The organism is Haloarcula amylolytica (genome assembly GCF_049705545.1).
Classification (GTDB): domain Archaea; phylum Halobacteriota; class Halobacteria; order Halobacteriales; family Haloarculaceae; genus Haloarcula; species Haloarcula amylolytica_B.
Map to the genome: position 1 here is coordinate 527,503 of NZ_JBNAMU010000002.1, position 13,626 is coordinate 541,128.

General features: G+C 58.5%; 10 protein-coding genes. 7 read left to right on the forward strand and 3 right to left on the reverse strand.

Annotation, left to right across the window (positions count from 1 at the left end; translation table 11 throughout):
* Positions 1 to 49: 49 nt before the first annotated feature.
* The 6 genes from ACOZ4H_RS19025 (at position 50) to ACOZ4H_RS19050 (ending at position 6,724) form a co-directional block, all read left to right on the forward strand.
* Positions 50 to 688, forward strand: coding sequence for an NAD(P)-dependent oxidoreductase (locus ACOZ4H_RS19025; protein ID WP_424330836.1), 639 nt, complete (start codon positions 50 to 52; stop codon positions 686 to 688).
* 107 nt (positions 689 to 795) lie between these two features.
* Complete coding sequence (locus tag ACOZ4H_RS19030; RefSeq protein ID WP_424330837.1) at positions 796 to 1,569, forward strand: AzlC family ABC transporter permease; 774 nt, start codon at positions 796 to 798, stop codon at positions 1,567 to 1,569.
* Positions 1,562 to 1,876, forward strand: a complete 315-nt coding sequence (locus ACOZ4H_RS19035) for an AzlD family protein (RefSeq protein WP_424330838.1) — start codon at positions 1,562 to 1,564, stop codon at positions 1,874 to 1,876. Before ACOZ4H_RS19030 ends, ACOZ4H_RS19035 begins: the two co-directional genes overlap by 8 nt.
* Before the next feature lie 172 nt (positions 1,877 to 2,048).
* Positions 2,049 to 3,263 (forward strand): ABC transporter substrate-binding protein, encoded by a 1,215-nt coding sequence (locus ACOZ4H_RS19040; protein ID WP_424330839.1) that lies wholly within the window; start codon positions 2,049 to 2,051, stop codon positions 3,261 to 3,263.
* A 905-nt stretch (positions 3,264 to 4,168) separates the two neighbouring features.
* A complete protein-coding gene (locus tag ACOZ4H_RS19045; RefSeq protein WP_424330880.1) occupies positions 4,169 to 5,413 on the forward strand; it encodes a Cdc6/Cdc18 family protein in 1,245 nt (414 codons plus the stop codon).
* 936 nt (positions 5,414 to 6,349) lie between these two features.
* Positions 6,350 to 6,724, forward strand: coding sequence for an SHOCT domain-containing protein (locus ACOZ4H_RS19050; RefSeq protein WP_424330840.1), 375 nt, complete (start codon positions 6,350 to 6,352; stop codon positions 6,722 to 6,724).
* 36 nt (positions 6,725 to 6,760) lie between these two features.
* On the opposite strand, the gene ACOZ4H_RS19055 is transcribed toward ACOZ4H_RS19050, so the two are convergent.
* A complete protein-coding gene (locus tag ACOZ4H_RS19055) occupies positions 6,761 to 7,870 on the reverse strand; it encodes a guanosine monophosphate reductase (protein ID WP_424330841.1) in 1,110 nt (369 codons plus the stop codon).
* A gap of 263 nt (positions 7,871 to 8,133) precedes the next feature.
* Between ACOZ4H_RS19055 and ACOZ4H_RS19060 the strand changes: the two genes are divergently transcribed.
* A complete protein-coding gene (locus tag ACOZ4H_RS19060; protein WP_424330842.1) occupies positions 8,134 to 12,033 on the forward strand; it encodes a PAS domain S-box protein in 3,900 nt (1,299 codons plus the stop codon).
* Between the two features lie 76 nt (positions 12,034 to 12,109).
* Here ACOZ4H_RS19060 and gdhB read toward each other — a convergent pair whose 3' ends face one another.
* Positions 12,110 to 13,402: a glutamate dehydrogenase GdhB gene (gdhB, locus tag ACOZ4H_RS19065; RefSeq protein WP_424330843.1), complete on the reverse strand. Its 1,293-nt coding sequence runs from the start codon at positions 13,400 to 13,402 to the stop codon at positions 12,110 to 12,112.
* Between the two features lie 2 nt (positions 13,403 to 13,404).
* Positions 13,405 to 13,548: a rubrerythrin-like domain-containing protein gene (locus ACOZ4H_RS19070; protein WP_424330844.1), complete on the reverse strand. Its 144-nt coding sequence runs from the start codon at positions 13,546 to 13,548 to the stop codon at positions 13,405 to 13,407.
* Positions 13,549 to 13,626 lie beyond the last annotated feature (78 nt).

Sequence of the window (13,626 nt, forward strand, 5' to 3'; positions counted from 1 at the left end):
TCGGACACATGTCTCTGTATCGTATCGCAATCATCCACGACTCAACACAATGAACGTACTACTACTCGGTGCGAGCGGACGAATCGGGCAGAGAACTGTAACAGAACTTCTCAACCGCGGTCACGCCGTCACGGGAACCTCTCGGAGCGGAGCAGGCAATGGGATTGATGATGACGAGTTCGTCGCCGTTTCGGGAGATGCGACCAACCCCGACGACATCGCGAGGCTTGCGACAGGTCACGACGCCGTGGTATCGGTGCTCGGACCGAGCGATGATGAACCGGCCGAAATTCTCACGGGAATGATTTCGGCAGTCATCGACGGACTCCGCCGTGCTGATGTCGACCGACTCGTCTGGACCGGAGGGGCTGGCGGACTCAGGGTTGGTCCGGAAACGCTTCTCATCGATACAGATGACTTCCCAGAGGAGTGGGAGCCGGTCGCCCGCGCTGCTATCGAGGCCTACGACATTCTCACCGAGGCCGACGACCTGGAGTGGACCTACGTCGCGCCTGCCGCACTGATCGAACCCGGGGAGCGTACCGGTTCGTACCGGACTGCCGAACGTGAGCTCGTGACCGACGAGGAAGGGGACAGCTACATCTCGATGGAAGATTTCGCCATCGCACTCGTCGACGAACTCGAAGAGAACAACGCCGTCCATACCTATCTCGGAACCGGCTACTGACGGAGCACGGTTCCAACAGCGTTTAGTCTGATACTCGTTTCGAATCAGGTGACGGCACCCGGAACGACGGTGTCATGGTGCCGCCATACTGGAGTGACAGTACCGAAATGCCCACCACCGACGAGCTTCCCGAAACGGAGCAGTCAACGGATAGCGTCACCGATGAGACAGAGACCTCGATAGACGACACCGCTCCGAGTGCGGTGACGTTCGACCGGGACGGGATACGTGCCGGATTCGTGACCTGTGTCCCGGTGGCGCTCGGCGTCGCCGGCTACGGGATCGCCTTCGGCGTTCTCGCCGACCGGGCCGGCCTGAGTATCGTGGAGGTGGCGCTGATGAGCGCGACTGTCCTGGCCGGCGCTTCCCAGATTATTGCCGTCGAATTGTGGGCTGACCCCGTTCCAGCCGCGACGGTTGTACTCGCAGTCTTTGCGGTGAATCTGCGGTACTCGCTGATGGGCGCAGCCCTCCGGCCGTGGTTCAAGCATCTGTCGGCAACACGGACCTACGGCAGCCTGTTTTTCATGGCCGATGAGAACTGGGCGCTGACGATGCGGGACCTCACGTCCGGGAGTCGACGGGGCGCGTTTCTACTCGGTAGCGGCCTCGCTATCTGGCTGTTCTGGGTCGCCTCGTCAGTCATCGGTGTCGCCGTCGGTGGCGTGATAGACGATCCCGCCACGTTCGGACTGGATTTCGTCCTCGTCGCGACGTTCGTCGCGCTCGCGGTCGAACTCTGGGATGAGGCGTCGACGGCCGTCCCTTGGGCAGTCGCGCTGGTGACGGCGCTGGTCACTGCACAGGTCCTGGCCGGCCAGTGGCACGTCATCGCCGGTGGAGTCGCTGCCGCCGTCGTTGAGGTGGTCCGTCGTGACTGACCCACTCGCGCTTAAGCCAACAGTTGTCGCGGTTATCGCCGCGATGGCTGCTGCGACCTATCTCACGAAGGCCGGTGGACTGTGGCTGCTAACACGTTTCGGAGTCAACGACCGTGTCGAGGCCGCCTTGGAGATGCTGCCGGGCGCGATTGTCGTTGCCGTTCTCGGGCCGGAACTGGCTACCGGCGGCCCCCCAGAATGGCTTGCTGGGAGTGTAGTCGCTGTCGTCGCCTGGCGGACGGGAAATATCTTCTTGGCACTGGTCACCGGTGTCGGGGCCGTCGTCGTGTTCCGTGCTATGCTGTGAGCAAATGGGAAGCGACAGTTTGGAATCCTCTGGAGAGTGCACTTCTCAGGGAACGGCTATGCCTGGTAAGGTGAGTAGTGCAGAGTCCGTGAAGAAGTCTACCAGCAAACGCAGCCCGTCGCTGTCCGGTAAGTCCGAAAGCCATATACGACAGATTAGGCCTACCTAAATTATGGACGAGACAGGTGATGCAGAAAGTCTCACACGACGGGACTACCTTGCTGGCAGTGGTGTACTGCTCGGCACATCAATCATTGCTGGCTGCTCCAGTAACAGTGGTGAACCACCCAGTACAGGGACATCGAGTGCCGGAGGAACAGGCACTTCGATGCCAACAGATGACGGCTCCTACACTGCCTCGCTTTCTCCTGTCGGTGAGATCGAATTCAACTCCGTGCCGGAGAACGTCTTCACGATGTACAATCAGTATGCAGATATGTTAGTTTCACTTAACCACGGTGACGCGATCAACTCGATGTTCGTGCCAGATATGGCTGGGCCATCGATGAACCACTACTACGAACGACTTTCTGGCGTCTCTTTTGATTGGGAAGACCTTCCAAACCCCTACGATAATTTCAGCAAGGAGTTCTTCTACAGCCTAGGCAGCGACGTCCATTTCCTCGACCCCGCCTGGGCGATCACCCAGGAGAACTGGGACGTGAACGACATCAAGGAAATTACCAACAACGTCGGCCCTTTCTTCGGAAACTTCTACAGTGGGACACACGGTGAGCCACAGGAACCCTACAGCCAGAACTACCAATATTACACACTATGGGAGCTTTTCGGTCGTGTTGCCACAGTGTTTCAGGAGCGAGAGCGCTACGAGCAACTCAAAACTGTTCACGACGAACTCATCAACACCATCCAGACGAACCTCCCGCCGAAAGAGGAGCGTCCGACCGCCGTTCGAGTTACGCTGGGGGACGGTCAGTTTTGGACCTACCACCTGAATCGACTGGGGTTCTGGCTTGCCGATACCCGGCCGCTCGCCGCCAACGACGCCTTCGGGGATGAAACGTGGGACGGTCTCTGGGGTTCAGTGGGCTACGAAGCGATGCTGGAAGCGGACCCTGACGTAATCCTCCACCTCTGGGGAATGACACCGCGCTACGACATGGGCAACGTCCGGGAGAACCTCGCGTCCCACAGCGTTGGGCAAGAGCTCTCGGCAGTCAAAAACGACCGCGTGTACGCACATGGAATGCGGTATCACGGGCCGATTATGAATCTCTTCCAGATCGAAATGACTGCGAAACAGTTGTACCCGGATATCTTCGGCGAGTGGCCGACCTACGAGAGCGGGGACCACTATCCAGAGATTCCATCGGATGAGCAGCTCTTCGACCGCGACCGTGTTGCCGGGATAATTGTGGAAGGGTAACAGCTCTCAGAAGGGTTCCTACGGTAGAAGCGGAAAGAAACTGTCTGTTGAGATTACAGCATTGTCAGACTATCTGCGGAAAATTGCTAACTGGAGTCGTTTGGTGTAACTTTTGAGTCGATGAGCAGACCGTACGAGACGTTGAGTAATTCAGCATCAAGAGGCATAGTACAACGATGGCAGAAATACAGATATGAAGATTGCTCTACGGGCCACTGCGGACACCACGATGTCTGCAGTAACACAGAGATAGAGGGGTTCTAATCCCCTGTTACTGCGGACATGGTGGCGTCTGACAGCGAGTTGGACCGAGCTTCGAGGAGGAACACCACGATGTCCGCTGTTCTAACAGGGCTTGAGAAATCATAAGTCGATTACTGCGGACATGGTGGTGTTATTTCGATTCGGCCACACCACAATGTCCGCTGTTTTTGTCTCCCGTTCCGGAACAGCGGACATCACGGTGTGTGAATGGACACCAAAAATCAGAAAATCAGCCACAAAACGACTGAGGGGGCGGAATTGCTAATTGAGGAAGAGAGAACACTCCCACCCCACTTTGTCCGCTGTTCTTCGCAAAGAGTCGGGGAGGGATAGGATGGCGGCAAGATTCGACGGGAAGAGCGGCCCGTCTGATCTAGATATACTATTAGATACTGCTGTAGCGTATCATTCTACGCTTGGTAAGTTGCATTACGGTCTAGCTCTCAGCGGGTTATTATAAACTTTTCCATAATTTATAGTTCCTCTAATCCACCCCCTCCCACTATATTCTAGTTACTCCGGACATAGTGGGGTGGGAGGGTCCCCCCATTCTTTTATAAGCCGGAGAACAGCGGACACTCCGGACACTGCGGACAGGGGTGGTTTTATATGGATTCCTTCCAATACGTCAGGTAACGACTATGGGGATGTTTGAACGCGACACCGAGATTTACTTGGACCGGGATGCCCTTCGGGAGGATTATCAACCAGAGAATCTCGTCGGACGTGACACTGAGCTTAATCGGTATCGAGCTGCCCTCCAACCTGTCATTAACGGTGAACAGCCCAACAATATCTTCTTATACGGTAAAACGGGGGTCGGAAAAACCGCTGGCACGCGGTACCTGATCGACCATCTCGAGGAAGACGCAGCGAAATACGAGGATATCGACCTCACGGTGAAGATGTTAAACTGTGACGGCCTCTCCAGCAGTTACCAAATCGCCACCCGTCTCGTCAACGAATTCAGGGACGAGACGAGCCAGATCAGTACGACGGGGTACCCTCGCGCAACGGTGTACGACATGCTGTGGACCGAACTCGACTCCTGTGGTGGAACCATCTATATTGTTCTCGACGAGGTCGATCATATTGAAGACGATAGTATTCTCTATCAACTCCCGCGTGCGCGAGCCAACGACAACCTGAGTTCCGCAAAGATCGGGATTATCGGCATCTCGAACGACTTTTCTTTTCGCGATGATCTCTCCCCGAAGGTCAAGAGTTCACTCTGTGAGGAGGAAATCCAGTTCCCCGCATACGATGCGAAAGAACTGATCCAAATCCTGCAACAGCGTGCTGATGTAGCGTTCCACGACGGCGTACTCGAAGACGGTGTCATCGAGCTATGCGCCGCCTATGGTGCCAAAGATGCTGGTGACGCACGGCAGTCACTCGACCTCCTAATGAAAACGGGGGACCTGGCTCGTGACAAAGACACGGACACGATTTCGGAAAACCTCGTTCGAGAAGCCCGCGATGTCCTGGAACGGGGCCGGATTCAAGAGGGTATTTCCGGACTTACTCAACACGGTCATCTCGTCGTGTACGCGATGGTTACACTCGATCAGGAAGGGAAGACGCCAGCCCGGACACGAGATATCAGGCCCCGATACACGAACTTCGCCGAGAAGGCAGGGATTGATCCGCTTGTCCCACGCCGGATGCGTGACCATCTCGGTGAACTGTCGATGTTGGGCATTATTTCGGCCATCGAACGGAACGAGGGACGTCGCGGGGGCACCTATCGTGAGTACTCGCTCGAAATGGACCCCGAGATGATCCTCGCAGCGCTTGAGAAGACTGTCGACGATGTGGGTATTCACAAATCTGTCACTAATCTCGTTGACAGCGAAGCGACGCTCTCGGACTTCCAGTCTACATAGGAACTGCGGACATGGTGGTGTCGAAACCGATTGAAGTAGAGCGGTTTTCAGGACGTAGAACAGCGGACATGGTGGTGTTACAACCGACAGTTCATAATCTTCTGGATGTATTATCGAGAGCGTACAGAACTCCGGACACGATGGTGTCGAATCACGACGTCTCAATCTTTGATATCGGTGGAAACATCTCGAAAGTTACCGATACTGGCTTTTGAAAAGCAAACATATCCAGTCCGTCAGCGGCTATTCTCATCTCGGCAAAGAAAACTATCGGATCGTATAGTTCCACATCAAATACCTTCTTGTTCGAAAATTAGATGCTATCTCATCTAAGTCTGAGACTATCTCTCTTATTCGGGAGTCACCCGTATCAACGCTCCTTCCGGCACGCCCTATCGGAGTGAAACGCCCCGAGGCACCCGTCGTGCTCATCTGTAGAGGAGTCCGCCCACCAGCCTCAGTATTCTGAGTGCCCCGCCAGCGAAGGGGAGTCCGCCAACCCGGCTACCGTTTCGGCCGTCCACCAGGGGCAGACCAAATCCCGGAGTCCATCGTTCCGCTTTCGATGCTCCCGTCAGCCCTGGTGTTGGGATCCATACGGTATCGGGCCCTGTTCAATGATCGCTTCGCTCTGGGGTAGTCACCGTCGGGACTTCGATTCGAAGGTGCGCTCACACAGTGATGATCGTGATTGTGACTGGTGATCGGGAGTGTGATGCATCTGCTGGAACAGCATTTGTTCCGGTCATCTGGAACATGACTGTCCTATCGTAGGTGTCGTCCCTTGGAGTTGCTCTTAAGATACTACTCTCCAGAGCCGTCCTCAACTGTGGAAACAAAATATGATGGGCCGTACTCATATGATTATAAGCCGCAATCGCATTGAACTATGTCTACGTAGATGACACTAGAGGCGGACTCACGGAGTGAACACATATGCCTGAAACTACGGACGACACTCGACTGGTCACGATCCTCCTCCTCATCATCGGTGCCTTCGTCATCTTTCCGATGGTCTTCATGGGCTTCGGGATGATGGGATTCGGGCCGATGATGGGCGGTATGTGGGGCAGTGGAATGTGGGGCGCCGGAACGATGCCGGGCTGGATGTTCGTCGTCGGAATCGTGATGCAGCTCCTGTTCCTGGCTGCCATCGTCGCCGGTGGCTACCTCGTTTACAGGGCCGTAGTCGGCAGTGACAGTGACTCGGATCAAGCGTTCCAAGAACTCCGGCTCGCCTACGCTCGCGGGGAGCTGACGGATGAAGAATACGAACAGCGACGGGCGACACTCGAACGCGATACAGAGTAAGCTTCCAAGCACGCGCGGGCCAGCCTGATACCCTGTTCAGTCGTCGCTATCGACAGGTGCCTCGGTGCCGGCGTCGCGAACCTGCGTCGCCTCACTCTCCACGTTGACGCCTTCCCAGTCGTGGTCCGTGTGGAACCCCTCGCGTTCTTTCGCACTCTGGGCGACACGGATGAACTCCGCCTTGTCGCGGGCCGCAGCGATGGTGTGCCCGCCACAGTAGGAGAGCCCGGAACGGATGCCGGCACAGAACTCCTCGGCCACGGCAGTGACAGAGCCTTTGTACGGGGTCAGTGCTTCGACCCCCTCGTCGGCGCTGACGTTGTTCTGTTTGTCAGCACGGTCCTCGGCCGCGGCGGTGGTCGCCATCCCTCGTGACCGCTTGTACCGCGTGCCATCGACTTCGACGACTGCACCGGGGGCTTCCTCCGTACCGGCAAAGAGGCTCCCGAGCATCACGGTGTCTGCCCCGGCCATGAGGGCTTTCACCGCATCACCCGACGTGCGGATCCCGCCATCTGCGCAGATAGTGGCGTCTAGGTCCTCGGCAGCTGAGGCACAGTCATCGACGGCGGTTAGCTGGGGAACGCCGGCACCTGCGACCTTCCGGGTGGTACAGTGGGACCCGGGCCCGATGCCGACTTTGACGCAGTCGGCCCCGGCAGCGGCGAGGTCTTCGACACCCGCAGGCGTCGCGACGTTGCCGGCGATAAGGTCGGTGTCGGGAAATTCGTCTGCAAGGGTTTCGACGGCGTCGAGCGCCCGGTCGAGGTGACCGTGAGCCACGTCAACGACGAGCGCATCAACACCGGCCCCAATCACTGCAGCGCTCCGGGCGACGTAATCCTCGTTGATACCGACTGCTGCGCCGACCTGTTCGTCCGCTGCTTTCACCTGCTCGACCTGCTCGGCCTGTTCTTCGGGCGTAAGGAACCGGTGCAGCACCCCGAATCCGCCCGAACGCGCAAGCTCGATTGCCAGGTCTGCCTCCGTGACGGTATCCATCGCGGCGGATACGAGCGGCGTATCTAGTTCCACGGTCGGCGTGAGGGGCGACGAGAGATCGATGTCGCTCCGACTGTCGACCGGTGACCGCTTCGGGACGAGGAGAACGTCGCCGTAACTCAATCCAGTGCGTAACTCGTTCATACCCCGCTAACGGAGTTCCGCCTGCCACAAAAGTATCTCGAATTACAGATACTCTGATTGGCCCTGCAGATATGACTCCTTTTGCGTGATTTGGTCGCTGTGCATACGGCTGTGGCGACATCCTAGAGGGAACGGTGGGTCACTCCGCATCCGATAATGACTAACTGGTCTGTAACCTAGATGAAAGCCGACAATCCCGGCGCAGTATCACGAACAAGAATTAGCACAAACGATTCATAAAACAGCGCTGTGTAGTAGTGATAATGAATCATGCAGAAGGCGGCACTGCCGGGGGCATGCATGTTCTGTATGTGAACGACGATGCCGATTTTGCCGAACTTGCGCGGACGAAACTGCTGACCAGCGATATCGACTTCGAGGTCACGACTGTCGGAACCGCTGAAGCTGCGCTCGAACGGCTGGAAACGTCTGCCATCGACTGTGTCGTCACTTCCTACTCACTGCCGGATAGCACGGGTATCGAGCTTTTGGAACGGCTCCGGTCAGAACGGGATGAGTTACCGACGATCCTGTTCACGGGACGGGGAAGCGAACGGATCGCGAGCGAAGCGACACAGGTGGGCGTCTCTGATTACATCCCGATCCATGCGGACCAGAATAATTTCGAGTTGCTCGCAGGCCGCATCCAGACACTCGTTGCGGCCGCACGCAAACAGAAGGTCGCCGATCGGATGTCCGACCGGTTCCAGCGGACGCTCGAACGCGCAACTGACGCGATCTATGCCGTCGACGACGAGTGGCGCATCGAGTACATAAACGAAAAGATGGCCGAGCGCGTCGACCGTGACCCCGATGCTGTCGTCGGTGCCACTCTCTGGGAGGAGTTCCCGTCGATAGTTGGAACGGTGCTCGAAGACGAATACCGAACCGCGATGGAGACCGGTGAACCGGTGTCGTTCGAACAGCGCCTGGGAGCGCCGTTTGATTACTGGGTCGAAGTGCGAGTCTTCCCGGACGATGACGGTCTCACCGTCTTTTCACGCGAAACCACGGTTGAACGGGAGCGAGAACTCGAGCTAGAGCGCAGCGAAGCGATCCTCGAAAACATCCACGATGTCGTGTTCGTCCTCGACGAGGAGGGGACGATCGAGTTCGCGAACGCGGCTTCGAAACGGCTGATCGCCGAGGACCGGGCAGCCCAGATAACGGGCCAACAGCTAGAAACGGTCGTGGGTGACCGCATTTCTGCGTCCGACGCGGAGCAGTTCACAAACGCGGTCGAATCAACGCTCGAGGAAATAGAGGGCGACGGAGGCGTCACAGGGTTGTACGATGCGGACCTGCAACTCGACATCACGACTGAGGGCGATGAACGGACGTTCGACGTCCGCGTTACGCCGTTCCGGAGCAATGAGAGCCGTCAAGTGCTCGTCGTTGCTCGGGACATCACGGAACAAAGCGAAGTCAAGCGACAGCTGGAACGGGAGCGTGACGCACTCCGGGAACTCCAGACCGTCATGGCAAAGAGTGATGTCTCAGCCGAGACACGGCTTCAGGAACTGCTTGAGCTGGGGTGTCGAACGCTCGGTCTCGAGATCGGAATCGTCTCACACGTTCAGGGCGACGATTACACGGTCAAGGCGGTGCACGCACCGGAGTCCGAAATCGAAGCCGGTGATCAGTTCGACCTGGAATCGACGTACTGCGAGGAAGTCGTGGGAACCGATACGGTCTGTTCGTTCACAGACGCAGTTGCCGATGGGAAAGCGACCCATCCCGCGTATCGTGAGTTCGAGTTGGAATCGTACATCGGCGTGCCACTCGTCGTCGATGGGACCCGTTACGGGACGGTCAATTTTTCAAGCCCCACAACGCGAGTCGCTCGCTTCGGGGCACTTGAGCGAACGTTCGTCGAGCTACTCTCGGAGCTCGTAAGTGCCGAGATATCGCGGGGGCAGGACCACGCCGACCTCCAGCGTCAAGAGTTCCTGTTCGAACGCGTGCAGGACATCGCAGACATCGGTGTCTGGGAGTACTTCCCGTCGACGGGCACCCTCGACTGGTCTGACGGAGTCCGCCGGATTCACGGTGTTGACGACGATTACGACCCGGTTCTCGATGATGCGATCGAGTTCTACCATCCTGACGACAGAGAGACGATTACGAAGGCCGTCGAGCGGGCAATTGCGGACCGAGAACCGTACGATCTCGATCTCCGAATCGTTCGGGCTGACGGTGACGTGCGCGATGTTCGGGCGTGGGGGGAGCGCGTCGACGACACACAGGACGACGAGCCTGTGTTGCGGGGCGTGTTCCAGGATATCACGGAGCGAAAAGCCCAGGAACGCGCACATCAAGAGCTTGCCGAAGAGTACGAGGCACTGCTCAACACCTCCGGTGACGCCATATTTCTGCTCGATGTCGACGCGACTGGTGACGATCCAGCGTTCGAGTTTGCTCGACTCAGCCCCGGCTACGAGTCACAGACAGGACTCACTACCGACGAAGTTCGCGGCCAGACGCCACGGGAGGTCTTCGGTGACGACCGCGGTGCTGATCTCGCAGCGAACTACACTCGCTGTGTCGAACAGCGTGCCCCAATCTCGTATCGCGAAGAGTTGGACATCGATGATGACGCACGGTTCTGGGACACGAGCCTCGCGCCAGTCATCCTCGAAGGCGAGATCGTCCGAATCGTCGGCATTGCCCGCAACGTGACCGAGCAGGTCGAGCGGGAGCGCAAACTCAAAACGACGAACAAGCGACTGGAATCGCTTATCGAGGCGACGCCACTCACCGTCATGGAAATCGACGCTGACGGGACCGTTATCCGCTGGAACGACGGGGCCGAGAACATGTTCGGCTGGTCGCGGGAGGAGGTGCTTGGCGAGTTCAATCCGATTGTCCCGGACGAGCAGCAGGCCGAGTTCGCCTCCCACCGACAACGCGCACTGAGCGGTGAGCCGATTCGCGGCAAGGAGATACGGCGGGAAACGAAAGACGGCGAGGAACTAGATCTGCTCCTGTCGGTTGCCCCGATCACGGCTCCAGATGGGGAGATAACGAGCATACTGGCCGTTCTGGAGGATATCACTGAACAGAAGCGATTAGAGTCGAAGCTCCGGTCACTACAGGAAACCGCACAGCGGCTCAGTGGTGCACGGTCGAGTGACGAGATCGGGGACATCGCTATCGAGGCTGCCGCGGAGACTCTGGGATTCGAACTCACCGGGATCTGGGAGTATGCCGACCAAGCCGACGAGCTCGTCCCGCTGGCGACGAGTGCGGCAACGAGAGAACTGCTCGGTGAGCTCCCGCGGTTGGAGTCCGGAGAGGCGCTTGCGTGGGAGGCGTTCGAGGCGTCGGAGTTGCGTAAATACGACGACATCCAGTCAGAAGTGACACTCGGCAAGGCCGACGCGCAACTCAGGAGCGGCCTGTTCGTACCTCTGGGCGAGTTTGGGCTTATCGGCGTCGGAACGTCACAGGAACAGACGTTCTCTGATACGGACATGGACCTGTTCCAGATACTGGGTGCGACTGTCGAGGCAGCATTCACACGGGCAAGTCGGGAAACCGAACTAAAGCGACAGAACGAGCGGCTCGATGAGTTTGCCAGTGTCGTCGCCCACGACCTCCGGAATCCGCTGTCCATCGCCATCGGGTTTCTCGACATCGTCGAGGAGACAGGCGACCTCAGTCACCTAGACCGGATCGAGGCGGCGCATGACCGCATGGAGCGGTTGATCGACGACCTCCTTACGCTGGCGCGCGGCGAGAGCACAGTTACGGATACGAAGCAAATCGACCTCGAGACCGTGACGACGGAAGCATGGGGGTACGTCGACACCGCTGAAGCAACGCTGACGGTTGCTGACACCGTCCCGACAGTGGCCGGTGACGCCAGCCGGTTGACGCAGCTGTTCGAGAACCTCTTCAGAAACGCTATCGAACATGGCGGGGAAGCCGTCACTGTAACTGTCGGGGAGCTAGATGGCGGTGTCGGGTTCTACGTCGCGGACGACGGCGACGGGATTCCTCCGTCGAAGCGTGAGGAGGTGCTCGAACACGGTGTCACGTCTACCAAAGGGGGCACTGGCTTCGGACTCTCGATTGTGGAGGACATCGCCAAAGCGCACGGCTGGAGCGTCCGCGTGACGGAGGGCACTGCTGGCGGGGCACGGTTTGAATTTCACTACTGAGCGTGGCGTTAGTCGCGGTTTCTCGGCACCGACAGTGACAGCGGTGGAACCCGTGATGGAACCGGCAGAAACAGTGTTACGGCCAGAGTCCACGTGCTTCGTGGGCCGCTGCGATACGGGACAGTGCGACGATGTACGCCGCATCTCGCCACGTGATGTCGCGGTTTTCGAACTCCGTCCGGACTGCGTCCCAGGCCGCTCGCATCTCTTCGTCGAGCTCGTCGTTCACTCGCTGGAGTGACCACGACCGGCGGTTGATGTCCTGTAGCCACTCGAAGTAGCTCACCGTGACGCCCCCGGCGTTCGCCAGAATGTCCGGAATCACCACGACATCTCGCTCGGCGAGGATCGAGTCCGCGGTGGACGTGGTCGGGCCGTTCGCCCCTTCGACGACGAAATCCGCGGCTATCTCGTCCGCGTTCGCCTCGGTGATGACGTTCCCGAGTGCGGCCGGGATGAGGACGTCGACATCGAGCGTCAGCAATTCCTCGTTCGAAATCACGGTGTCGGCGTACTCGGTGACGGCTTCCGGTTCCTGGTCGTGTGACGGCACTGTCGCCGTAACGATTCCGGCGGGATCGTACATCGCCCCGTTCACGTCGCTGATCGCGACAACAGTCGCGCCCTGTTCGTCGAGCAATCGTGCTGCGTTCGCACCGACACTCCCGTAGCCCTGTACTGCGACCGTGGTCTCCGCCAGCGGTTGGTCGTAGTACTCACAGACGAGTTGTGAGATGATCGCGACGCTCCGGCCGGGCGCGTCTTCACGCCCCTCGCTCCCGCCGACAACCGGCGGCTTGCCGGTGACGACACCTGGGGTCGTCTCGCCCTCTTGCATGGAGTAGGCGTCCATCAGCCAGGCCATCGTCTGTGGGTCCGTCCCCATATCCGGGGCGGGGATGTCCCGGTTCGGACCGATAACGTCCCGGAGCTCCTGTGCGAACCGGCGGGTGAGCCGTTCCTTTTCGTCCTCGCTCAGCGTTTTCGGATTGACGGCGATACCGCCTTTGGCACCCCCAAAGGGCAGGTCCATCACCGCGCACTTCCAGGTCATCCAGATTCCGAGGCCGACGCATTCGTCCCTCGTCACCTCGGGGTGGTACCGAAGCCCGCCCTTGAACGGCCCCCTGACGCTATCGTGCTGGGCTCGGTACCCGGTGAACACGTCGACTGTGCCATCGTCCCGCTCGATGGGGACGGTGACTTCGTGGACGTTTTGCGGATGCCTGAGTCGTTCGACGATGTTCGGGTCGATATCGAGATGGCTCGCGGCTCGGTGGAGTTGCAGACGAGCTGTTTCGAGCGCCGATTCCGGTTCGGACGACGCCGACGGCTCTCCCGACGGAGCGGAGCTCAGTTTCGGTCCCATCGCTATTCGAGCGGCGTCTGTCGGTTGCGCATCTCACCGCCGCAGTCCCGACAGTTCTCCGGTTGGCTCTCTGCAGCGATGACTTTGCCACACGCAAAGCACTCGTACGGTGTCTTCTCGTCGTGGTCTTGCTCTACATCTCTCATGGATATTCACGAGTGGCGGTTTCCGACCGCCAGTACTCGATTAAGGAATAGAAGGACATTAGGGGAATATTAAGAGGT

Excerpts from the sequence above, each read along its gene's own strand:
- ACOZ4H_RS19025 (WP_424330836.1), top strand. The coding sequence starts at position 50 with ATGAACGTACTACTACTCGGTGCGAGCGGACGAATCGGGCAGAGAACT.
- ACOZ4H_RS19030 (WP_424330837.1), top strand. The coding sequence starts at position 796 with ATGCCCACCACCGACGAGCTTCCCGAAACGGAGCAGTCAACGGATAGC.
- ACOZ4H_RS19040 (WP_424330839.1), top strand. The coding sequence starts at position 2,049 with ATGGACGAGACAGGTGATGCAGAAAGTCTCACACGACGGGACTACCTT.
- ACOZ4H_RS19045 (WP_424330880.1), top strand. The coding sequence starts at position 4,169 with ATGGGGATGTTTGAACGCGACACCGAGATTTACTTGGACCGGGATGCC.
- ACOZ4H_RS19050 (WP_424330840.1), top strand. The coding sequence starts at position 6,350 with ATGCCTGAAACTACGGACGACACTCGACTGGTCACGATCCTCCTCCTC.
- ACOZ4H_RS19055 (WP_424330841.1), bottom strand. The coding sequence starts at position 7,870 with ATGAACGAGTTACGCACTGGATTGAGTTACGGCGACGTTCTCCTCGTC.
- ACOZ4H_RS19060 (WP_424330842.1), top strand. The coding sequence starts at position 8,134 with ATGAATCATGCAGAAGGCGGCACTGCCGGGGGCATGCATGTTCTGTAT.
- gdhB (WP_424330843.1), bottom strand. The coding sequence starts at position 13,402 with ATGGGACCGAAACTGAGCTCCGCTCCGTCGGGAGAGCCGTCGGCGTCG.
- ACOZ4H_RS19070 (WP_424330844.1), bottom strand. The coding sequence starts at position 13,548 with ATGAGAGATGTAGAGCAAGACCACGACGAGAAGACACCGTACGAGTGC.